This window comes from Pseudomonas sp. SAR267, from assembly GCF_052077595.1.
Taxonomy (GTDB): Bacteria; Pseudomonadota; Gammaproteobacteria; order Pseudomonadales; family Pseudomonadaceae; genus Aquipseudomonas; species Aquipseudomonas vlassakiae.
Window position 1 is genome coordinate 5,129,867 of the sequence record NZ_JBQIHU010000001.1, and the last position, 18,769, is coordinate 5,148,635.

An 18,769-nucleotide genomic window follows, 5' to 3' on the forward strand; every position below is an offset into this window, starting at 1 on the left:
ATCCAAGGTCATCCGGCCTTTTCCAGGCGCGAAGTTACTGCACCCTCCGTCAGTGAATGCGCGCCGGATGCAGGATTGCCTGCGCTGCAGGCGTTCGGCCACTAGCACAAGCGTGCTAATCGACCTTGGCGAGGCAGCTTTCGTATAGTCCGTGCCGGATTACAGACATCGGGACAGGACTTCCATGAAAGACAGATTTCTATCCTCAAGCCTCTGGTTGGCCATCCTGGCCATGGCTTGCAGCGCCCCGGCCATGGCCGCTCAAGCGCCGGGTGACTACTGGATCATCTACGGCAAAGGTGAGCGTCTGCACAACGAAGTGTACGTTGCCGACAGTGCCGGCATCCTGCAAAAGGCGGGTGGCGTACAATCGGCGCAGGTCATGCAGCTGTTCGAAGACCCCGCCTATCCAACCCTCGTCGCTTATGAAGTACAGGTGAAGTGTAAACAGCGCCAGATACGCCTGGACAGCGCCCGGGCGATACGGCGCTTCGACGGCGCAGTGAAGGATGTAAAAACCAATGCCCGCAACTGGGTCGCACCGAAAGATTACTGGTTGAAGCGCACCTTCGCCTTCGTTTGCGCCCCTGAAAATCGAGCACGCAATCAGATGCTGTCGATTGGCAAGATGCCTCCCACCCAGATGGTCGCAACTGTCCAGGCCATGTTCATCCAGTTGGTGGGTGTGCAAGCCAACAGCCAGGCGGTGCAAGAGTTGGACGACATGCTGAGCAAAAGCCCTTGATGACCCTCCGGATTCGGTTGCTCGGCCTGATGCTGCTTACGCTCACCGGGTGTATCCCGACCCTGCCGGAGCTGCGTGCCAGCCATCAATGGCAGGGGCGTGACGCCAAGCAGGCGATTGACTTCTTCGGCCCGCCCGGGCGCATGGAGCCTTTGCCTGGCGGAGCTGGGGTGCAGCTGGGTTGGTACCGCGACACCACTTACGTACGCCAGGAGGTCGTCGGCAGCACCGCTGAAATGCAGGGCAACGTGATGGTCCATACCAACTACTGGGATGACGTGGCCCATCCGGGTGGCTGCACGATCCTGATGAGGGTGGACAAGGCACGGCTGATCAGCGATTTCTCCACGAAGGGGCGTTGTAACGGCGTGAGTCTGGCGCCTTAGTCCTTTTGGGGGGGGTGTGCGTGCTTGCCTGCAGCAATCACGCTTCGCGAGCAGTTCAGGTTGACTCGACAGGCGTGGTCGAGGGCAGCGGTGAGCTGCCTGGTCGGGTTTCAGGCAATGCCACCAGCACCAGCACGAAGGCGACTGCGGCAATGGCCGCCAGGGCAAGAAACGCTGCATCGTAGCCAGCGGCCTGCAGCACCAGCCCGGCGATTCCAGGGCTCAGCGCCGCGCCCAGCCCGAACGTCGCCGTCAGCGCGCCGAGGCTGACATTGAAGCGCCCGCTGCCTTCGGTCAGGTCCTTGACCACGATGGGCAACAGTGCGCCGAAGATGCCCGCGCCAATACCGTCGAGCAATTGCACGCCTACCAGCCAGAACGGGTTGTCGGAAACCAGGTAAAGCGCACCCCGTATCGGCAGGATGAGAAAGCCTGCCAGCAGGAACGGCTTGCGCCCCCATTGCTCGGCCTTGGCGCCGACCAGCAGCGCCATCGGCACCATCACCAATTGCGCCGCGACAATGCAGGCAGAGGTGAGCGGGGTGGCCAGTCGCAGGTCAATCTGTGACAGCTTCTGGCTCACCAGTGGCAGCATCGCTGCGTTGGCAAGGTGAAACAGCGCGCAGCACACGGCGAAGATCAACAGGGTGCGGTTGTGCAGCAGCAGCTTCAGCCCGGCAGGGTGGTCAGCCGCCATCGGGCCATGGCCAAGGCCGCGAGCCAGTTGGTGGTCGATGGCCGCAGCGGGTACCCGGACCGTGGCCACGATGCTGGCCACGGTCATGACCGCCATCAGGTAGAACACCACCACCGGGCCGAACAGGTACGCCAGGCCGCCGGCCAGCAGCGCCGAGCAGGCATTGCCGGCGTGGTTGAACGTTTCGTTGCGCCCGACCCGGCGGGTGAATGCCTTCGGGCCGGTGATGCCAAGCGATATGGCGGCAATCGCTGGCGCGAACACCGAGCCTGCCAGGGCCGCGACCGTCTGGGTCAAGGCTACCCCGGCGAACGACGAGATCCACGGTAGCAGCAGGCAACTGCCGGTCACCAGCAGGGCGGCGATCACCACCACCGCGCGCTTGGCCCTGGTGCTGTCGATCAACGCTCCGGCCGGCGTTTGCGCCAGCAGCGCGACGATGCCCGCCAGGCTCATCACCAGGCCGATGCTAGCTGCTTGCCACTGGTGCACGGCAAGCAGGTAGATGGCCAGGTACGGCCCCAGGCCGTCGCGTACGTCGGCCAGGAAGAAATTCAGCCAGTCCAGGGCACGGTGATGTGAGGCGAGGGGCTTTGAAGGGGTCAACGATGCAATCTCGTGAAAGCCATGGGCGCTATCGGCAGCCAAATTGCGCGGGGCCGTCCGCTCTCGTCAAGGACCGGCAGTGTAGCCGATAGGTTCCTGACCCTGGCCCAAGGCAGGATCGCCGCCATCGGCAGCCACGCATTAGCAGCATGGCAGATTGAGACTATAGTAACGTCTTAAAAGCCGGGTCAGTGGGTGCCATGTCTACGATCGATCTGTCGTCCTCGCAAAGTCTTCGCAAACGCGTGTTGTTGGCTGGGGCGCTGAATATCGGCTCCATCGTGGCCTCCCAAGTCATACGCCTGGGCGGCAACCTGATCATCACCCGCTTGCTGTTGCCAGAGATGTTCGGCCTCATGGCCATTGCCACCACGGTTTCGGTGTTGCTGCTGTTGCTGTCCGATGTCGGCCTGCGGCAGAACATCATCCAGAGCCCCCGCGGCGACGAGCCGCTGTTCCTCAACACGATCTGGTCGCTGCAGATCATTCGCGGCCTTGGGCTGTTCGTGGTGATGCAACTGGTGGCGTTGGCCTCCTGGGTGTCCCAGCACTTTGCAATGTGGCCGGCACATTCCACCTACGCCGCCCCGGAGTTGCCTGCGGTGCTGGCTGTCACTGGCTTTTTCGCGATCATCTTTGCCTTCCAGTCGACCAAGATCGATGTGGCCATCCGCACCTTCCAGCAGAAAAAGGTGGTGCTGGTCGAGCTGGTATCGCAAATCGCCGGCCTGGTGGTGATGCTGGTGATCGGCTACCTCACGCGGTCCATCTGGGCGCTGGTGGCTGCGGGTCTGGTCTCGACCCTGGTCACCACGGTGCTCAGCCACCTGATCTTCCCAGGCCACAAGGACCGCCCGCAATGGGACCCGGCCGCGCTGCGCGAGATCGTCAACTACGGCCGCTGGGTGTTCCTGTCGTCTGCGGTCGGCGTACTTGCCATGCAGGGGGACCGGATCTGGTTCGGCGGCAGCATGACGGTGGCGCAGCTGGGGGTGTATTCGATTGCGGTGGGCATTCTGGCAGCCTTCCAGCTCAGCCTGCAGCGGCTGGCCGGGGCAGTGGCCTTGCCGGCCTTCAGCGAGGCGGCCAGGACCGGTGACATGGACCGCCTGCGCCACCTGTATTTCCGTTTCAGGCTGATCTTCGATGTGCTGACCCTGTTCACCTGCGGCTTCCTGTTCACTGCCAGCCCGCTGATCATCCACTGGCTTTATGACGCCCGGTATCAGGAGGCCGGGCAGATGATGGCGATCCTGTCGTTGTCGCTGTTCACCTTGCGCTACGGCCTGACGCAACAGATATGGATGGCCCTCGGGCTGACCAAGTACATGGCCATGGACAACATCATTCGGGTGGTAGCGCTGTTCACCCTGATGCCGTTGCTGCTGGCCATCGGCGGGGTGACCTATGCGTTGTGGGGCGTGGCCCTGCACACCTTCTTCACGCTGTTCCTGATCTTCAAGGTCAGCCACCAGCTGGGCATGCTGAGCATCAAGCGGGAGCTGGTGGTGCTGCCAGTCATGGTGTTTGGCGCCCTTTGTGGCCAGTTCATCAGCCATCTGTTCGCCTTCTGATCGGCTGCGCCAAGGACCTGAACGATGAATGTGATCGACTTTTTTGATCGGACCCGAATCATCAACATCCCGTCCAGAACGGACCGCCGCGAAGAAACCGAGGCCGAATTCGCCCGCAACGGCTTCCAGATCGATGACGAAAAGATCGGCTTCTTCCCAGCTGTGACGCCCACTGACCAACAGGGCTTCCCCAGCATCGGCGCCCGGGGCTGCTTCATGAGCCATATGCAGATACTGGAAGAAGCCGTGCGCCTGAATGTCGACAACATCCTCATCATGGAAGACGACATCCAGTTTTCTCGGCGCATCGGCCCGTTTGGCAAAAAGGCCATCGAATCCCTGCAAGGCATGGACTGGGACATCGCCTACCTCGGCCATTCCTGCGAGGGCAATTCCGATAACCCCGGCTGGGCACCGGTTGATCGTCCCATCCACCTGTCGCACTTCTATGCGGTGAATGGCAAGAGCGTGGGCAAACTGCGTGACTTTCTTGCGCAGGTTCTGCAGCGCCCGCCCGGGCACCCGGACGGTGGGCCGATGCACTATGACGCGGCCCTCAATACGCTGATCCACACCGACAAGAACATCCAGGCCTACTACTTCACCTGGAACCTGGGCTACCAGAGGCCTTCGCGCACCGACCTGCATGCCCTGTCGATATTTGACCGGCTGGCGCTGCTGCGGCCGATGATGGCCCTTTATCGGCGCTTGAAAGCAGAAAAACTCAGGCGAACCCGCTAGCCGGCGTCACCTGCCTGTCATGCGAAGTTGATAGTGTGCGGGTCCCTTTTCGTGGCACAAGGTGTGCAACACGGTGTATCCCGGCACGACCCGCAAGCCGTTCATGCTCCGCTCCAGCGACATGCGCAGCGACGAATTCGCCGCCTTGTTCACCCAGCTTTACGGCAACCTGTATGCCGACATGCCGCCGCTGGGCGATGGCATTGCCATCGGTGGCGTCTATGGCCGCTTCGACGGCATGAGCGTGCGACGCATGCATTATCAGGGCGACTTCACCCTCGTCCTGCCAGCACCGCAGGACGAAATCACCTTTGTGCTGCCCACTGCGGGCAAGATCATTTTCGACCACCGCGGCGAGTCGATCGGCGGTGCTCAGGTGGGCCTGGCGGTGGACAAACTCGACATCCGCTCGGTGCGCATCACCGACGGGCATGCTCAATGCGGCATGTCGATTCGCCGTGGCGCGTTCGCCGAACGGCTGTCGACCCTGCTCGAACAACCCTTGCCTGCGCCGATTCGCTTTACGCCACAGGTTGACCTGGGCAACTGCGCACTGCCTGGCATCCGGGCCTTGCTCGAACTGGCAACCGGAACCGAGTTCGATCAACTGATCAACACGGGCCTGCTGATGCCTGTGCGCTTGCAGGAGATGCTGGTCGACGCGCTGCTGGAAACCTGGCCACACAACTACAGCGAGGCGTTGCGCAGCCCGGTGCCAGCCATTGCGCCGCGGCATGTGAAACTGGCCATGGCCTACCTGCGCGAACACCCGGCCAGGCAGGTCAGTGGTAGCGAGCTGGCGGGGTTGGCCAATGTCAGCCTGCGTGCGTTGCAGGAGGGCTTCCGGCGTTTTGCCGGCACGTCGATCGTCGGCTATCAGCGGCAAGTTCGGCTGGAGCAGGCGCGAGCGGTGCTGGCGCGCGGGGAGGGCGGGTCGGTGGCGGAGGTTGCCTTGCGCCATGGTTTCAGCAATGCCGGGCGGTTTGCCCAGTACTTCAAGCTTGCCTTCGGGATCAACCCGGCCGATCTGCGGCGCCGATAGTCGGGGCCGTCCAGCGGCCCCATGATCTTCAGAACGTGAATGGGTGTGAGATAAACCTAACAGGACCAGTGAGAAAAAGGTGGGATACTCCGATCCACACTGACCAATACTGGGATGGGAAATCAAATTCCGTTGGTCATGCTGCAATCGGTGGGATGCCGGTCAGTCGTGACCGACCGGGCTGAACATGTCGCGTTGACGGCTATCCAGGTCTGCCTTGCGCAGGACCTTGATAACCCGGTAGATGAACTGAAGAGAGAACCCGTACTTGCGGGCCAGCTCCCGGTGGTTCTGGCCCTTCCAGTCTTCATAGATCTGCTGGTGCATGCGCGATGCTTCTATCCGCGCCCCCTTGGGCATGTACAGCTGCTGTCCACCCCATTGCTCAACCATCCGCATGGCGACATCGGTGCCGAGGGCGTTGGCCGCATCCTTAGAAACGCCGAACGCTTCCATGGCTGCGACCGAGACTTGCTCAGCCAAGTCGTCCAGCAGATCTCCGGCAGGGCTACGGCCTTCTGCTTTCATGCTCCCTCCTGCTCGATTCGAGCAATCCATTTCTTCATCTCCTCGATCACAAGACTGGCCTGCTCCGAGGTGAGCCACTGCAAAGCCTGGGCGCCGGTGCGGCCCTGGACGAACTTCACCAGCGAATCCTCAGAGGCGTCCCGCAGCACTCCAAGGTCTCGGAGAGTCAGCCAGAGCGAGCGGATCTTGCGGGACCACGGGTCGGCGGCCCGAGTCCTTTTCTCCTTGGCATTTGGACGAACCATGAAGCCTTTGCTCTTGAGCTCTTCCAAAACCCTGTAGAGGTTTGGAACGCTCAATTTGGCACTGGAGGTCGCCCCGCCAAGCCCTTTCATGCCGGCCAACATCAGGCGGTAAGTGTCGTCATCCATCTGGAGTTCGCGACGAGCAACATGGATAAGCTTGATCAGACGCAGCCGATTGGGATTGGACGGTGCGGTACTCACTGGCTGCTCTCCCGCTCTGTACCGGTCGTGGCCACGCTTTTCTCCAGGAGCCGAATGCGGCTCTGCAACTTCTTCACCACAGCCTTCTGCAGGTGCGGCAACGCGAGCGCAGCACGACATTGGTCTACGTCAAAGCTATCCACGGCGCGCAGACGGCTTTCGGCATCTACCGCGCCGTACTGGCGACCAGGTTGCATGAAGGGATTGGCGTGTGACATATCACACCCCCTGGGTCAGCCGAGCGACCGGCTGATGGCCAACTGCGTGATGCAGTTGAGCAGAACGACCTGCCTCATATCCGGCGTCACCGGCCACCTCGTCGCGGGCCTTGAGCTTGCGGCGTTTCATCTTGGCCTGACCAAGCTTAGGGTAGTTCTTCGCCATATAGGCCTGGATAGCCTCGGCAATGTTGTCCTCGACCCCAGCGAACTGCTCTACCTTTACCAGCACGGCATCAATCCAGCCGTGGGCGAAGGCATCACCCCGCGCAACCTTGGTGGAGCGTTTGCAACGTTTCTGTGTGGCAAGGTAGTCCCGTCGAGCCTTCTGCAGCTGGCGCTCCAAGACCTGGTAGGCGTACCCCGCCAGTTCTGGTGCCGCTCCGCAACCGATAAAGATGAATGAAGCGTGCTCAAACCAGGGAGCACTGATGATGAAGTGGGCGCCGAATGCCTCGCCGCAGACATGAGCCAAACGTACACGCCACGCCGGGGGCTCACTCTCCGATCCAGCTGCTACCTTGGCCTCGCCGGCCATGCTGGCAAGAACGTCCCCCATTTCCAGGTTGTAGGTTTCCATGAGCTTGTGAGCTTGGCGCAGGGCAATTTCCGCTTCGTTTGGGTTGGAGCCCTTGCCCTTTGCCATCTCCAGGCATTTCTTGATCTTGTCGAGGATACGATCCTGGTCCACGTTACACCCCTGCCAAAGTCATGTTGATCGGCAGGTACTGGTCAGTGTTGCCCTGGCGCTTGTAGACCCGGATGTAAACGGCAGTACCGTTCACCTGGATGGAATCCTTCAGCGCCTGCATGGCGGTCTTCCAGGCCGGGTCATTGATCTCCACTCGCAGCAGACTGAGCACATCTTTAACCATGAGCTGGCCTTGACGGTTGGCCCGAAATGCACGGTCGACCAATACGCGTAAGTGGTCGTTCGCCCCCTCCGACCAGGTGCTGATGCACTGATTGATCAGCTCGCGGGCGGCGAGGATCTCCTCGGTGAAGACGATGCGGTCTGCGTAGGCGCGCTCGATCTTGTACTGGCCGTCATAGGTGGTGATCGAGACGTTGCCCTTCTGCCCACCCAGCTGGACGCCGTAGCGTTCGGAGGACACGGCGATCAGGTCCGCAATGTCGGCAAGCGCCTGTTTCTTGAAATCGGCCAGCAAGGCGTTGATATGCTCGGCGGCATTGCCTAGATCGCGAGCGACACCGTCGCGCAGCTTGTCGTGCTCGCGCACCTGGTGCTCAGGCACCAAATGGCCAGCAGCGTTCATGACGAAACCGGCTGGAATAGCAACCGCCTGAGATTGTTGGATATCAGCCATGAGTTGGCTCCTCAACTGGGGAAAAGGTTTTACAGCCGCAGCGCGGGCACACGTTGTCGCTACGCCAGGAATCTTTCGGATGCGGGCGGCGACGGAGTTCGGTGAAGGCGCCAGTCCAGCGGCAACGGCGACACTTCAGCAGTCGATCTGTCATCAACGCTTCCCCCGTGCTTTAGCAGCGCGTTTTTCCTGCAGTTTCTCGGCGAGGTAACGCAATTCGCTGTGAATCTTTGCGTAGTTCCCCGCGATAAACAGGTCCAGCAGCTTTACCAGCAGGTTGTTGTGCTGAACCTGATAGGCCTTCAGCTGGTAGATCTGTTCATCCTGGCGGGACAGTTTGTTTATGGCTTCCTCCGCCAATGCGCAGAGTTCCTGGCGGCTGAGCTGGGAGAAGTCCTTGGGCACCGGCAGTGTGGGTTCAGTCACAGCTGATACCTCTCTTCAATCCAGTGCCCAGGCGCCATTGCAGGTGTCGGGTGGTTTTCGTCTTGCTCGTGTGGGGAGAGCTGGCGCTTGGTGCCGGCCTGCAGCTGGCTGTCGGGGATGCAGCTGATGCCGACCCCATTCAGCAGGTAGCAGGTGACGCCGCGTTGGCTGTCGTGCTGTACGTCGATGACGTTCTCTTGGGGCAATGGTGCTGCGCTGGTGCCGGTGGCCAGCAACAGGAGACAGAGGACGAGACGGCTCATTGGTCCTGCTCCTTCACCAGGCTGTACCAAACCACATCTACGCCACGAATCGTCACGGTGGAGCGGGTACGGCGCCCCACGGTGGAGTAGCGAATGGAGCGCAGCTCGTGACCGAAGCGCCGCGACAGCAGCTCAACGCTCTCGGCATCGATCTTGATACGGTTTTCGGCCAGCTCCAGGCCTACCACTTGGATGCCGCTGCTGCGCATGTCACGGGCCAGCTGGTTAAACGTCGACAACTTGACCGGGAACTCGGAGGCAAGAATGCTCACCGGTTGGTACTGCTGGGTAATCGCGCTGACGGTTACCATTTCACACCCCCTTAACAACATCGGCGGTGACCAAGGGCTCACCGATCTGCGTGGCCAGATTCATGGCGGCCTTCACCAGGTTGCTGAGGGCTAGCGGATAGAGCTGGCTGGTCTTGTCGCGGCCACTGGTGCTCAGGCGTTGAATGATTGCCTGGATGCCACATTGGCTGATGACTTCCTGCAGCGGCTTTTGGAGCCGGCCGAAGCGGAAAGCCAGGTGCTGTTCGACGGCGGTGACCGATATTGGAGACAGCTCCACAATCTCGACCCGTTGCGCAACCTCTCGCACTTCGCCATTGCGCGGGCTCAGCTTGTGCAACAGTTCAGGCTGGCCGATCAGGATGATCGAGATCAGCTTGGTAAAGCCGCCAACCTCCAGCTCGCGCAGCCGCTTCAATTGCTTGAGCGTCGGTATCGGCAGCGAGTGTGCTTCTTCGATGATCAGCAGATGCCGATTGCCAGCGGCATGGCTGGTTTTCAACGCACGGTGCATCTGGGCGAAACGCGCCTCAGGCGAGGATTTCGTTTTCTCCAGGGGCGCAACAGCGGCCATGATCGCTTCTGCGATATGGGTACTTTTCAGCGTCTTGCCTTTGGTGTCGTTGTCTTCCATCGCGAGGATGTACGGCTCGATCACCATCACCGGGGCATTCTCAGCCTCAAGGCGGTTGTGCAGATCGCGGCGCAGCGTGCTCTTGCCGGCGCCGGATTCGCCGATCACCGCCAGAAACCCATCATGTCGGGCAACCTGGTACATGGATTCACGGACGTAGCGAATGTCCGGGCTTACGTACATATCGTCAGCCTCTTGCAATTCATCGAGCGGATCGCGGAAAAGACCGAATTGCTTCCGTGTGGCTGGTGTCAGCACCTGTTTGGCCATTAGCATGAGCTCGCACTCCTGTTCGTTTACTTGGTCGTTTTCGGGTGGGGTTGCAGGGGCCTCGGCGTTGGCGCGCCGGGGCTCCGTCTCTTTAAAGGCAGCAGCGATAGCTGCAACATTGGCGCCGCGCTGGGCAAGGAACGTTTGAATTCGCCCCTGCAGCGCGTTGCGATCCAGCGATTTGGGCCACTGGTTGTGGTTGATCAGTTGGGCGATAGCGGCCTGGCTCAGATCGACCGCACGGGCCAGCTCGGCCTGTGGAACCTTGATCTCGGCGAGCACGTCCTTGAGCTTCAACATCAGGCATTACCTCCTACTACGCGCAGGCCAGGCCGGGCTGGCGCACGCAGTTGCTGGGTGATGGCGTCGAGCTGATCTTCCGGCACGCCGTTTGGGTAGCTGGACTTGAGCCAGGCCATCGAGTCGGCAGTCCAAGTGCTTCCCAGCTGGAGACGCAGCAGTTTTGCGGCCTCCACGTGGGAGAGAGGTTGAATCTCCACGGTTGGCGCGGTGATGGGCGAAGCAACGCCGCGCCGTGGCATGTAGGTAGGCAGCACCGTATCGGTGATGTGCTTGTGCGGATCGATCTCGCCGTTGAACGGCAACGCCCGCGCCTTGCGGGCTGCAGCCGCGTCTTCCTGCGATTCGGTTCCGGTAACCAGCTGTTCGATTGTCTTGCGAGCCTTCTGCGCTGGGGTATCGGCCTGGGACTTGAAGGATTCGCCGATCACTGCGGAGGTCGCCTTGAAGCCGTTGGCATCGATGGCGATTCGCTCAACCACATGGAAGACCTCCCGGCCATCCTCGTTCGTCATTACCACCTGGGCGCTGTCTTCATCGCGCCACGGGTTGCGGGTGATCAGCAAGGTATCGCCCACCATGATCTGTGGAATGCTGGACACATCGAATTGCCCGCCGCGATAGGAAACCTGGAGGAAGTCGTTGACCTTCCGGGTCTCAGGCGCGGTCACTGCCAACTCGCGGCAAACCTCCACCGATGGCGCCAGGCGCAGTTGATCTGCTTGAACGGTCAGCCACTGCCCGTAACGGGTGCGGCGGTGGCGCGTATGGATGGCGGTCGCGTTGTGGTAGCGCATCCACTGTCCCGCCCAGCCGTTGATCTGCTCCAGCGTTTCGGCTTTCTGCAGCTTCAAGGCTGACTCGAACTCGCGCTCAACAATGTTGTGGGCCTGTTCAACCTGCCCTTTGGCGCGAGCGTTGCCCACCTTGTTGATGATCAGCTCGATGCTCAGCGCCTTGCACAGGTTGCGGAAGATCGCCGAAGTCATGGCCGCGCCAGGGTCCGTCATGATGATAAACGGCACACCATGGAAGGGATCGTTTTCGCCGCGCTTCTGCATGCAGCAGATCAACACATTGCACAGGTTTTCCGCAGACTCGGCGCCCAACACGTACTGCACATAGATGGTGCCGCTGGTGTGATCGGTGATGACATACCGCCACAGTCGCTTGCGTTCGATCTTTTTCAGGTTTGTGGGCTTGCCGTCATAGAACTCGGCCTGGCTCATGGTCTTGGCGCCATCATCGTCCAGGTAGAACTGGGTGGAGATCGACGCGTCAATCTGCCAAACGTGATTCGGATGCCGGCTGGCCAGCGAAACGGCTGGCTCCGGTTGCAGCAGCTGATCCGGGTGCAGGCGGTAGGTCCGCAGTGCACGGGTGATAGAGCTGATCGACAGCGGTACGAACTCGCCGGTCTTCTCGTCGACGCGACCGGCCAGGATCTTGCCATTGCTACGTAGCCGTTCCACTGCACGCTCAACGGTGGAGAGCTGTTTGTTGTTGGCGCGGATCGACTCCAGGAGCAGTGCCGAGATCATGTAGGCCTCTGGCTCGCTGAGGGTGGTCTGGCCGGCGTCGGTGCGGCGCTTGCGAGGGGCATTCACAGTGACCTCCCGAAGTTTTCGATAGATGGTCGGCAGGGACAGGCCCAGCTCAACGGCCGCTGTTCGGCAGAGCTCGGTACGCTGACCATGCGGGGCAACTTCCACCGCACGAGCCAGGTCTACGAGGCGTTGGGTCACAACGGCGTTCATGGGTTATGCTCCCGCCAGCGCTTGAGCAACCTGGGTGTCAGCGTCTTCGCGCATCCACTCTGGGGTTGCGTCCGCATCAGGGGTAGCAGGGATGCCGTACTCCACGCGGATCGAGGACACGGCACGCTCAACCTGGGCGAGTAGACCCGCAATCACTGCGCGATGGTCCGCACCGTCTTCGTCGGCGTGCGCTACCAGGGCTTCGACGGCTGGGCGGAGTTTGCAGACGACGGCGGCTTCTGCCTCGGTGGCCAGCTTGGTGGCCTCTTCACGGATCGCAACGACCTTTTCATCGGCGGTTCGGGCGGCGACCAACCGGCGGGATTTCTCCAGCTCCAGCTTGGTGTCCTGGAGCTTGCTCGATGTGTCAGCCAGGACCTGGCTCTGCGCCTCATAGTCGGCATTCACGTTGTCAAGCTGCTGGGCGAGCGCCTCTTTATCCTTGGCGTTTTTCGCGATCAGCTCTTCGGCCAGATCAACGAATGCGTCTTTGTCGCCGGACTTGGCCGCTTCGAGGAGAGCCGTTTTCTGGTCTTCGGGAAGCTTGCGGTACTGGCGGAGTTCGCGGTAGCCGATGCCCATACGGGACATGGATTCGAGAGCCTCTTCACCAAAGGTGCGGAGGTTGGCAATGTCCATGTTCGCCTTGTCATGGGAAATTCCCAGCAATTCGCAGAACTCTTCCCAGGTCCCCGAAAAGTACGAACCGTTCGGGTTTTTCTTGCCCTTCAGAGCTTTGTACAGCTTGTTTTCCTTGACGAAGGCCAGCTTAGAAGCACGAACCGTTCGGGAAAAGTCCTCGAATGCACCGGCCATTTGGGCCTGGCCAAGGAGTTGGTTCACCAGGTCACGCTCGTCTTGCATGCCTTGGGCAATGTCACCCAGGGCGGTCAGCGCGGCGGCGTCCTCTTGGAATGCTTGTGGGTTGATCTCGGCCATGGGTTGAATCTCCGTGGTGCTCGCTTTACGGGCCATGTACTACTTCCTTAAGTCAGTTGGGGGTGCGGGTATAGCGCTGGCGGCGCTCGTTGAGTTCGCTTTGGGCTTTACGCAGGGCTTCGTCGAATGCGAAAGACACCTGGACAAGGCGCGGACCCAGTTGCCACCGGTGATGATCGTGAGGGCTGCGGTCTGCCAGGCCGGCAGTCCGGAGGTTTTCAAGGGCACGCAAGGCGTTGTCGTTTGTGCAATCGGCGGCGATGGCCACCTCTTTCAGGAGCATGCCGCGGAACTCATTGCCAGCCAGGGCCAGCATCACTCGGAGAACGCGTTGCACCTGCTCGGAGGTGTACTTGTCGTCTTTGCTCATGGCTGCTCCCCCAGTTCAAGTTGCGGCTGGGCATGCTGCTGCACATTTCCGCGATGCCATGCCAGTTCTTCCAGGCCCGCCTGGATGGCTGCAAGGGCGGCGGCGGCTTCGACATTGTCTGAGTAGAAGGCCATCAACTGGCCGGTAGCATCGTGCAGGGTTGTCTGCAGCGTCTGAATATCGTGTGCGCTGGCAGTACGGCCTGCGGGCACATCGATCAGCAGCTTGCCCCCACTGCTGGCCAGCCAGCGTGTGACCAAACTGATGCCGCATGCTTGTTCATAGGCAGGGATCAGCACGGCAGGCATACGACCGTTGGCGATCCACTTGTAGAGAGTCCAGTGATCCTCCAGCCCCATCAGAGCGGCGATGCGCTCGATGCTGTGGTTGAAGCGTTCCTTCGCGTGCTGCTGGCACAGCTTGAGAGCGTCACGAAGGTTGTTCGGCTGTACGCGCTTCCACTGACGAGGGCTCATTGGAATTGCCCCGTAGCCAGCCCGGATCGGGCTTCCAAACAAAAACCGGGTTTGATCCTTGGTAATGTCATTGCGCCATGCACAATGAAATCAGGTACATTCACGGGTAGGAATTGAGCCATGGACAACGAGCTGCAGCGTTTGCAAGCACAAGTAGAGGCGCAGAGCTTTGTGATCGAAGCGCTATTACGGATCTGTGTACAATCAGAGCTGATTGACCCTTTGGCTATGGCCAGGGAGTGGCGCGAATTCCGGCAGAGCCCGACTTTCTTTGCTACGAATGCTGTAGCGAAGCGGCAATTGGCCGATGAACTGGAGGGCTGGGCTGATGTGATCATCATGCGACTTCCAGAGCCTTGGCCGGATCGGTGCAGATCTCGCCCGCTTTCAGGCCCAGCTTGATCGCGATCTCATGAGTCTGGCCGCGCACGCACTTTTTGCGTCCGCCCAGCACCTCGAACACGAGGTTCGGGGAAAATTTGTTGGCGACTGCCCATTGGGTGATCGAAATGCCCTTGGCCTTGAGGGCCGCACGGGCCTGGTCGGGGGTACGTAGCTTCATGAGGGAAGCTCCTTTCGAGGGGTTATGGCGCCTTTTTTGGTGCCGACTAAGTGACCATTCGTGGTGGGATGGTGTGGTTTAGATAATGGGACATTAATGTCCCATGGTCAAGAGGCTTTTATGTCCAATGGCGTGGGTGATCGAATCGCTCAGCTTCGCGGCTCGATGAAGATTGGGGATTTCGCGGAGTGTCTTGGGGTGAACCGCAAGACAATTACTCGCTGGGAGGCCGGCGAAGCGTTGCCTGATGGCTCCTCTTTGCTCGCACTCCACGAGAGCTTCGGGGCGGCGCCCACTTGGGTGCTGCTGGGGGATATACCCCCAGGAGCAGAGGTGCCTTTGTCAGCAGAAGAGACCCTATTGCTGGAGCGGTATCGTCAGAGTCCAGTGGCCTTGCGAGAAGCGGCATTGCGTGTACTGCTCGGTGAAAAGCCGATGACTCGCAGCTTCAAAGAAGTGGGCCAGTATATTGAAGGTTCCGTGAACCAAGCCGGTCTGACATTGAATGTCGGGGGCAAGAGGAAGAAGTAACCGTGAGCAAGGAATTCCAGTCTGTTGGGCAATACACCGAAGGTCACATCAATAATTACGACGTTCAAATCAACATGGCTGGAAGGGCCGAGTTCCGGCCGCTTGTTCCTGCTCAGAGAAAAGAGTTATACGATCTAGGAATTCGGTGCACCGAGCTTGGGGCCGACTCCAAAGACATTTGGCGTGCGGTATTTGCAGAGCTTGGTGTCAAGCAGATCGGGGATATCGCGACAGAGCATTTCCAGCGAGCACGCAATGTGCTGCAGTGCCGGCTTGATGCTTTGTTGGAGGAAGAGGATAAGCGACGCCTAGTGGGCAAGGTGCTCCGTATGACCACGGAGAAAGATGCGGGTGCTGAGCTCAATGACTTCTGCGATGTCACGTTCGGTCGCACACACCTCAACAAGCTAAAGCGAGCAGAGCTGCAGCGGGTGCTGGAGTTCATTCAGGGCTTTCAGGTAGCCTCGCTCTCAATTGACGCGACCATGAGTACGCCTCAACGTATGCCGCTACGTGAATTCTTACTGATCCACAGAGCGCACGCCGCAGGCCTGTTTGTTTTCGGGCTTATCGTTGGGAAATTCTGGTTCTAGTCCGATACCGGCTTACTGATTGAAGGAGATAGGGATGTCTAGTGTTGTCTTCGCTATGGGCGTGATTTTTCTTGTTGCCGCGATAGCAGGCTTGTTTAAGCCAGTACTCTTCAAAGACAAAAAAACGGGGGAAATACCAAACCGTTGGCAGGTGTTTTTCTGCGGGGTGGTTATTGCGGCTGTCGCGTTTTTCATTGCTCACAAGACTGCTCCTCAACCTAATGCTAAGCAGGTGCCTGAGGTTGCCGCCTCGGACGTGAAGGCGGACTCGAATGTTGCCCAAGGCCCTATTTTTTCGAGTAGCAGCCCTGATGCTTTGATCGCGGCCACACGGCTGATGGGAGCTCTGGATAAGACTATGCTCGCGGGGCCTAGCGTGATTCTTCAGGGTGACTTGCAGGCACTGGGTGCGCACAGTCGTCTGTTCGGGGACTTGGTCGCATCTGCAAAAGAGCAGTTTGGCTCCACGATTTACGACAAACTTGGAAGCTGTGGAATTGCTAGCGGCAATGCCCGTAGCTGGTGGCAGGCCCAGCTTGCTGCTCAGAAGGATGGTTCAGAACCTGTTCCGGGTGCGATTAAAGAGTTCCTGGGTCAGTACCAAGAAAATAGGAAGAGCTGCCTAGAGTCTGCGGGCCAAGTAACTAGCGGATAACGTAGTTAGATCTCTTTAAACCTGATTAAAAGAACTCCTGCTGCACGCCGCCGATCATGGCGGCGTGTTCGTTTCCGGTGCCCACATCCAGTGGCGCCGAACCAGCAGGAGGCGCCATGCGACCCAACTCTCCACGCGGCATTCGCAATTACAACCCCGGCAACATCCGCCATGCCCCAGGCACCCGCTGGCAGGGCATGTCGGCCAATCAAAATGATGCTTCATTCGTCCAGTTCACCGGCCCGCAATGGGGTATCCGGGCCATCGCTCGCACCCTGATCACCTACCAGGACAAGCATGGCCTGCGCACCGTCCGCCTGATCATCAGCCGCTGGGCTCCCCCCAGCGAGAACAATACCGAGAGCTACATCCGCCAGGTCGCCAGCCGCGTGGGCGTGTCGCCTGACGCCCGTATCGACGTGTACGACTACGGCACGATGAAGGTGCTGGTCGAGGCCATCATTCGGCATGAGAACGGCTCTGGCCCGTTGACTGAGGGCAACTGGTACGGCGACTCGTTGATCAATGAAGGCCTGCACCTGGCAGGGATCATCCCCGATGCGTACCACGGGGAGCAGGCATGAAGCTGATCGACAACTGCCATTGCTGCTGGAAACTCCACAGCGTCCAGCTCGCCATCGTCATCGCGCTGCTCGGCCTCATCCAGGCCACCATCCTGCCCATGTGGGAAGCGCAGCTTTCTCCGGCGACCTATGCGCTGATCAACAGTGTGCTGGCCGTGCTTCTGTTCCTCGCCCGCCTGGTGAAACAACCCGCTGAGCAAGGGGGCACGGCATGAGACTGCTGACTCGGCTGTTCACCCATCTGCTGACCTTGCTGCCTACCGTGCGTTTTCTGCCCGGTGCGGCGAGCTGGTACGGACCATCGCCCTTGCGCATGTCCCGTCCAGGCAAGTCGGGAGTCGCTGCCGTGCGCCGTGCGGCCCGTAAGGCGCGCAATCGCCGGAGGGCACGCCGTGCTTGAGCGCCTGACTACTTCCTTACCATCCGGCTTGGTAGTCGGCTTGTTGGCTTGCCTGGTCTGTGGCGCTGCTGGTGGCGGTATTGGCTACGGCTTCGGTTATCGCACCGCCGAGGCTCTCGGCAAAGCCGACTTGGCCAACCTGAAAAGCGAGCACGCCGACCAACGTGCTGCTGCGGACAAGGAACGCCTGGAGCAGCTGCAACAGCAGATCAACCGAGCAAACCAGGTTGACCAGGAGCTGCAGCAGACCAAGCAGCAGCTCACCGACGCCCAAAAAAAGCTCCAGGAGCGAATTCCCAATGTCACGACCGTCTACCTGCCGGGGCCGGCTGCTACGCCTACTCCTATCCCTCGTTGCGTATTCACTGCTGGCTGGCTGCGCGACTTCAACCTTGCCCTCGGAGGCTCCCCTGTGCGAGCCAGCACCCCAGGCCCCGACGCCGCCATCGCTGATGGAGCCGCCTGGCCCACCCCCGGTACTGCAGAAGAACTACTGGAAAGCGGGGTCACCCCTGCAGACATCCTTGCCTTTGCCCAGGATTACGGTCGTTGGGCTTTGGGAATTCGTGCCCAACTCGTCGCGTTTCAGCGTAAGGAATGACCGCATATGGATGTAGCTGATTTGGCACAAGACAACGACTTCACCGAAGCCGCGCTGCACGCGCATCGATCCAGTCTGCAGCAGCGTTCGGGGCCGTCCGCCTATCGCTGTGAAGAGTGCGGCGATGCGATCCCGGAGGCACGCCGCCTGGCCGAGCCCGGTACCGACCTCTGTGTTGAATGCAAAACCACCCTGGAGCAACTGACCAAGCGGGGCTTGCGATGAACCTGAACGAACTCGACTTCGGTTTCCAGACTGTGCAATGGGTGGTGGTCACAGTCATCGGTATCTACACCTGGATGACCAATCGCCAGGCCGCCAGCGCCCAGGAAATGCTGGAGCTGCGCACCCGTATCGTTGCCCTGGAAGAGCGCATTCGCCATCTGCCCGATCACGCGGCCATCACTGAACTACTCGGTGACATGAAGGCTGTCAGGGCTGAACTGGTCGCCATGCAGGGCTTGACCCGTGCGGTGGACCGCATCAATGACTATCTGCTGCGAGAGAAAGCATGAGCCAGTACGCTGACTTCCTGCGCCAGGATATGCGCCTGGTGATCCTGCGCTTGCTGGTGGAGATGCCGGCATACCGCGCCAACAGTTCTGTGCTAAATGCTGCCTTGGACAGCTACGGTCACAGTGTCAGTCGTGACCAAGTCAAGACCGAGCTGCAGTGGCTTTCCGAGCAAGGTGCGGTGTCGCTGGATGATATCGGCCCGGTGCTGGTGGCCACGCTGACCGAGCGGGGCCAGGACATTTCTGCTGGCCGTGCGCGTGTTCCCGGCATCAAGCGTCCGGGGGCCTGACT

Annotated in this window: 30 protein-coding genes; 15 read left to right on the top strand and 15 right to left on the bottom strand. The window is 60.2% G+C overall.

Annotated features, from left to right (window positions below):
• The first annotated feature begins 184 nt into the window (after nt 1-184).
• A complete protein-coding gene (locus tag ACTORR_RS23940; protein WP_099815234.1) occupies nt 185-745 on the top strand; it encodes a hypothetical protein in 561 nt (186 codons plus the stop codon).
• Nucleotides 745-1,131 carry a hypothetical protein gene (locus ACTORR_RS23945; RefSeq protein ID WP_313365715.1) on the top strand — a complete coding sequence of 129 codons (387 nt, stop codon included), beginning with the start codon at nt 745-747 and terminating at the stop codon, nt 1,129-1,131. Before ACTORR_RS23940 ends, ACTORR_RS23945 begins: the two co-directional genes overlap by 1 nt.
• Before the next feature lie 55 nt (nt 1,132-1,186).
• On the opposite strand, the gene ACTORR_RS23950 is transcribed toward ACTORR_RS23945, so the two are convergent.
• Nucleotides 1,187-2,434, bottom strand: a complete 1,248-nt coding sequence (locus ACTORR_RS23950) for an MFS transporter (RefSeq protein ID WP_099815236.1) — start codon at nt 2,432-2,434, stop codon at nt 1,187-1,189.
• 200 nt (nt 2,435-2,634) lie between these two features.
• Here ACTORR_RS23950 and ACTORR_RS23955 point away from each other — a divergent pair, with 200 nt between their 5' ends.
• From ACTORR_RS23955 to ACTORR_RS23965, 3 genes are all read left to right on the top strand, one after another.
• On the top strand, nt 2,635-4,008 hold the full coding sequence (locus ACTORR_RS23955) for an oligosaccharide flippase family protein (RefSeq protein ID WP_099815249.1): 1,374 nt from the start codon (nt 2,635-2,637) through the stop codon (nt 4,006-4,008).
• 24 nt (nt 4,009-4,032) lie between these two features.
• On the top strand, nt 4,033-4,749 hold the full coding sequence (locus ACTORR_RS23960; protein ID WP_313365714.1) for a glycosyltransferase family 25 protein: 717 nt from the start codon (nt 4,033-4,035) through the stop codon (nt 4,747-4,749).
• A 73-nt stretch (nt 4,750-4,822) separates the two neighbouring features.
• Entirely contained in the window at nt 4,823-5,791 is a 969-nt protein-coding gene (locus ACTORR_RS23965; RefSeq protein WP_262109621.1) for an AraC family transcriptional regulator, read from the top strand.
• Nucleotides 5,792-5,953: 162 nt separating this feature from the next.
• On the opposite strand, the gene ACTORR_RS23970 is transcribed toward ACTORR_RS23965, so the two are convergent.
• From ACTORR_RS23970 to ACTORR_RS24035, 14 genes are all read right to left on the bottom strand, one after another.
• Entirely contained in the window at nt 5,954-6,319 is a 366-nt protein-coding gene (locus tag ACTORR_RS23970) for a Mor transcription activator family protein (protein ID WP_058165684.1), read from the bottom strand.
• Nucleotides 6,316-6,765, bottom strand: coding sequence for a gp16 family protein (locus tag ACTORR_RS23975; protein WP_313364222.1), 450 nt, complete (start codon nt 6,763-6,765; stop codon nt 6,316-6,318). Before ACTORR_RS23975 ends, ACTORR_RS23970 begins: the two co-directional genes overlap by 4 nt.
• Nucleotides 6,762-6,983: a hypothetical protein gene (locus ACTORR_RS23980; RefSeq protein ID WP_135001235.1), complete on the bottom strand. Its 222-nt coding sequence runs from the start codon at nt 6,981-6,983 to the stop codon at nt 6,762-6,764. Before ACTORR_RS23980 ends, ACTORR_RS23975 begins: the two co-directional genes overlap by 4 nt.
• Nucleotide 6,984: 1 nt before the next feature.
• On the bottom strand, nt 6,985-7,674 hold the full coding sequence (locus ACTORR_RS23985) for a DUF2786 domain-containing protein (protein ID WP_058165682.1): 690 nt from the start codon (nt 7,672-7,674) through the stop codon (nt 6,985-6,987).
• Between the two features lies 1 nt (nt 7,675).
• Nucleotides 7,676-8,311 (bottom strand): DUF3164 family protein, encoded by a 636-nt coding sequence (locus tag ACTORR_RS23990; RefSeq protein ID WP_313364223.1) that lies wholly within the window; start codon nt 8,309-8,311, stop codon nt 7,676-7,678.
• Nucleotides 8,312-8,464: 153 nt separating this feature from the next.
• Complete coding sequence (locus ACTORR_RS23995) at nt 8,465-8,737, bottom strand: hypothetical protein (protein WP_135001234.1); 273 nt, start codon at nt 8,735-8,737, stop codon at nt 8,465-8,467.
• A complete protein-coding gene (locus tag ACTORR_RS24000) occupies nt 8,734-9,000 on the bottom strand; it encodes a hypothetical protein (protein ID WP_135001233.1) in 267 nt (88 codons plus the stop codon). Before ACTORR_RS24000 ends, ACTORR_RS23995 begins: the two co-directional genes overlap by 4 nt.
• On the bottom strand, nt 8,997-9,311 hold the full coding sequence (locus ACTORR_RS24005; RefSeq protein WP_135001232.1) for a hypothetical protein: 315 nt from the start codon (nt 9,309-9,311) through the stop codon (nt 8,997-8,999). The genes ACTORR_RS24000 and ACTORR_RS24005 overlap by 4 nt, the downstream gene beginning before the upstream one ends.
• Nucleotide 9,312: 1 nt before the next feature.
• The gene (locus ACTORR_RS24010; RefSeq protein WP_135001231.1) at nt 9,313-10,494 is read right to left on the bottom strand and encodes an ExeA family protein; all 1,182 of its coding nucleotides are present in this window, start codon (nt 10,492-10,494) and stop codon (nt 9,313-9,315) included.
• The gene (locus ACTORR_RS24015) at nt 10,494-12,251 is read right to left on the bottom strand and encodes a DDE-type integrase/transposase/recombinase (RefSeq protein WP_135001230.1); all 1,758 of its coding nucleotides are present in this window, start codon (nt 12,249-12,251) and stop codon (nt 10,494-10,496) included. The genes ACTORR_RS24010 and ACTORR_RS24015 overlap by 1 nt, the downstream gene beginning before the upstream one ends.
• A gap of 3 nt (nt 12,252-12,254) precedes the next feature.
• Nucleotides 12,255-13,226, bottom strand: a complete 972-nt coding sequence (locus tag ACTORR_RS24020) for a hypothetical protein (protein WP_441343924.1) — start codon at nt 13,224-13,226, stop codon at nt 12,255-12,257.
• A gap of 16 nt (nt 13,227-13,242) precedes the next feature.
• Nucleotides 13,243-13,560, bottom strand: a complete 318-nt coding sequence (locus ACTORR_RS24025) for a hypothetical protein (protein ID WP_103469008.1) — start codon at nt 13,558-13,560, stop codon at nt 13,243-13,245.
• Nucleotides 13,557-14,036: a hypothetical protein gene (locus ACTORR_RS24030; protein ID WP_103469007.1), complete on the bottom strand. Its 480-nt coding sequence runs from the start codon at nt 14,034-14,036 to the stop codon at nt 13,557-13,559. Before ACTORR_RS24030 ends, ACTORR_RS24025 begins: the two co-directional genes overlap by 4 nt.
• A 337-nt stretch (nt 14,037-14,373) precedes the next feature.
• Entirely contained in the window at nt 14,374-14,598 is a 225-nt protein-coding gene (locus ACTORR_RS24035; RefSeq protein ID WP_135001229.1) for a DNA-binding protein, read from the bottom strand.
• Nucleotides 14,599-14,718: 120 nt separating this feature from the next.
• On the opposite strand from ACTORR_RS24035, the gene ACTORR_RS24040 reads away from it, so the two are divergent.
• From ACTORR_RS24040 to ACTORR_RS24085, 10 genes are all read left to right on the top strand, one after another.
• Nucleotides 14,719-15,129: a helix-turn-helix domain-containing protein gene (locus ACTORR_RS24040; protein WP_135001228.1), complete on the top strand. Its 411-nt coding sequence runs from the start codon at nt 14,719-14,721 to the stop codon at nt 15,127-15,129.
• Nucleotides 15,130-15,131: 2 nt separating this feature from the next.
• Nucleotides 15,132-15,722, top strand: a complete 591-nt coding sequence (locus ACTORR_RS24045) for a hypothetical protein (RefSeq protein WP_135001227.1) — start codon at nt 15,132-15,134, stop codon at nt 15,720-15,722.
• Nucleotides 15,723-15,756: 34 nt separating this feature from the next.
• On the top strand, nt 15,757-16,377 hold the full coding sequence (locus ACTORR_RS24050) for a hypothetical protein (protein WP_135001226.1): 621 nt from the start codon (nt 15,757-15,759) through the stop codon (nt 16,375-16,377).
• A 116-nt stretch (nt 16,378-16,493) separates the two neighbouring features.
• On the top strand, nt 16,494-16,961 hold the full coding sequence (locus tag ACTORR_RS24055; RefSeq protein WP_135001225.1) for a structural protein: 468 nt from the start codon (nt 16,494-16,496) through the stop codon (nt 16,959-16,961).
• Nucleotides 16,958-17,176: a DUF7940 domain-containing protein gene (locus tag ACTORR_RS24060; RefSeq protein ID WP_135001224.1), complete on the top strand. Its 219-nt coding sequence runs from the start codon at nt 16,958-16,960 to the stop codon at nt 17,174-17,176. Before ACTORR_RS24055 ends, ACTORR_RS24060 begins: the two co-directional genes overlap by 4 nt.
• Nucleotides 17,173-17,361 carry a hypothetical protein gene (locus tag ACTORR_RS24065; RefSeq protein ID WP_125474406.1) on the top strand — a complete coding sequence of 63 codons (189 nt, stop codon included), beginning with the start codon at nt 17,173-17,175 and terminating at the stop codon, nt 17,359-17,361. The genes ACTORR_RS24060 and ACTORR_RS24065 overlap by 4 nt, the downstream gene beginning before the upstream one ends.
• Complete coding sequence (locus tag ACTORR_RS24070; RefSeq protein WP_313364225.1) at nt 17,354-17,962, top strand: lysis protein; 609 nt, start codon at nt 17,354-17,356, stop codon at nt 17,960-17,962. Before ACTORR_RS24065 ends, ACTORR_RS24070 begins: the two co-directional genes overlap by 8 nt.
• A gap of 6 nt (nt 17,963-17,968) precedes the next feature.
• A complete protein-coding gene (locus ACTORR_RS24075; protein WP_096010152.1) occupies nt 17,969-18,187 on the top strand; it encodes a TraR/DksA C4-type zinc finger protein in 219 nt (72 codons plus the stop codon).
• A complete protein-coding gene (locus tag ACTORR_RS24080) occupies nt 18,184-18,477 on the top strand; it encodes a DUF2730 family protein (RefSeq protein ID WP_058165665.1) in 294 nt (97 codons plus the stop codon). The genes ACTORR_RS24075 and ACTORR_RS24080 overlap by 4 nt, the downstream gene beginning before the upstream one ends.
• Complete coding sequence (locus ACTORR_RS24085) at nt 18,474-18,767, top strand: VpaChn25_0724 family phage protein (protein ID WP_135001223.1); 294 nt, start codon at nt 18,474-18,476, stop codon at nt 18,765-18,767. Before ACTORR_RS24080 ends, ACTORR_RS24085 begins: the two co-directional genes overlap by 4 nt.
• Nucleotides 18,768-18,769: the final 2 nt, after the last annotated feature.

What these genes read in the sequence shown, in the direction of transcription:
- ACTORR_RS23940 (WP_099815234.1), top strand. Translation starts at nt 185, where the DNA reads ATGAAAGACAGATTTCTATCCTCAAGCCTCTGGTTGGCCATCCTGGCC.
- ACTORR_RS23945 (WP_313365715.1), top strand. Translation starts at nt 745, where the DNA reads ATGACCCTCCGGATTCGGTTGCTCGGCCTGATGCTGCTTACGCTCACC.
- ACTORR_RS23955 (WP_099815249.1), top strand. Translation starts at nt 2,635, where the DNA reads ATGTCTACGATCGATCTGTCGTCCTCGCAAAGTCTTCGCAAACGCGTG.
- ACTORR_RS23960 (WP_313365714.1), top strand. Translation starts at nt 4,033, where the DNA reads ATGAATGTGATCGACTTTTTTGATCGGACCCGAATCATCAACATCCCG.
- ACTORR_RS23970 (WP_058165684.1), bottom strand. Translation starts at nt 6,319, where the DNA reads ATGAAAGCAGAAGGCCGTAGCCCTGCCGGAGATCTGCTGGACGACTTG.
- ACTORR_RS23980 (WP_135001235.1), bottom strand. Translation starts at nt 6,983, where the DNA reads ATGTCACACGCCAATCCCTTCATGCAACCTGGTCGCCAGTACGGCGCG.
- ACTORR_RS23990 (WP_313364223.1), bottom strand. Translation starts at nt 8,311, where the DNA reads ATGGCTGATATCCAACAATCTCAGGCGGTTGCTATTCCAGCCGGTTTC.
- ACTORR_RS24000 (WP_135001233.1), bottom strand. Translation starts at nt 9,000, where the DNA reads ATGAGCCGTCTCGTCCTCTGTCTCCTGTTGCTGGCCACCGGCACCAGC.
- ACTORR_RS24005 (WP_135001232.1), bottom strand. Translation starts at nt 9,311, where the DNA reads ATGGTAACCGTCAGCGCGATTACCCAGCAGTACCAACCGGTGAGCATT.
- ACTORR_RS24010 (WP_135001231.1), bottom strand. Translation starts at nt 10,494, where the DNA reads ATGTTGAAGCTCAAGGACGTGCTCGCCGAGATCAAGGTTCCACAGGCC.
- ACTORR_RS24015 (WP_135001230.1), bottom strand. Translation starts at nt 12,251, where the DNA reads ATGAACGCCGTTGTGACCCAACGCCTCGTAGACCTGGCTCGTGCGGTG.
- ACTORR_RS24020 (WP_441343924.1), bottom strand. Translation starts at nt 13,226, where the DNA reads ATGGCCCGTAAAGCGAGCACCACGGAGATTCAACCCATGGCCGAGATC.
- ACTORR_RS24025 (WP_103469008.1), bottom strand. Translation starts at nt 13,560, where the DNA reads ATGAGCAAAGACGACAAGTACACCTCCGAGCAGGTGCAACGCGTTCTC.
- ACTORR_RS24030 (WP_103469007.1), bottom strand. Translation starts at nt 14,036, where the DNA reads ATGAGCCCTCGTCAGTGGAAGCGCGTACAGCCGAACAACCTTCGTGAC.
- ACTORR_RS24035 (WP_135001229.1), bottom strand. Translation starts at nt 14,598, where the DNA reads ATGAAGCTACGTACCCCCGACCAGGCCCGTGCGGCCCTCAAGGCCAAG.
- ACTORR_RS24040 (WP_135001228.1), top strand. Translation starts at nt 14,719, where the DNA reads ATGTCCAATGGCGTGGGTGATCGAATCGCTCAGCTTCGCGGCTCGATG.
- ACTORR_RS24050 (WP_135001226.1), top strand. Translation starts at nt 15,757, where the DNA reads ATGTCTAGTGTTGTCTTCGCTATGGGCGTGATTTTTCTTGTTGCCGCG.
- ACTORR_RS24055 (WP_135001225.1), top strand. Translation starts at nt 16,494, where the DNA reads ATGCGACCCAACTCTCCACGCGGCATTCGCAATTACAACCCCGGCAAC.
- ACTORR_RS24060 (WP_135001224.1), top strand. Translation starts at nt 16,958, where the DNA reads ATGAAGCTGATCGACAACTGCCATTGCTGCTGGAAACTCCACAGCGTC.
- ACTORR_RS24065 (WP_125474406.1), top strand. Translation starts at nt 17,173, where the DNA reads ATGAGACTGCTGACTCGGCTGTTCACCCATCTGCTGACCTTGCTGCCT.
- ACTORR_RS24075 (WP_096010152.1), top strand. Translation starts at nt 17,969, where the DNA reads ATGGATGTAGCTGATTTGGCACAAGACAACGACTTCACCGAAGCCGCG.
- ACTORR_RS24080 (WP_058165665.1), top strand. Translation starts at nt 18,184, where the DNA reads ATGAACCTGAACGAACTCGACTTCGGTTTCCAGACTGTGCAATGGGTG.
- ACTORR_RS24085 (WP_135001223.1), top strand. Translation starts at nt 18,474, where the DNA reads ATGAGCCAGTACGCTGACTTCCTGCGCCAGGATATGCGCCTGGTGATC.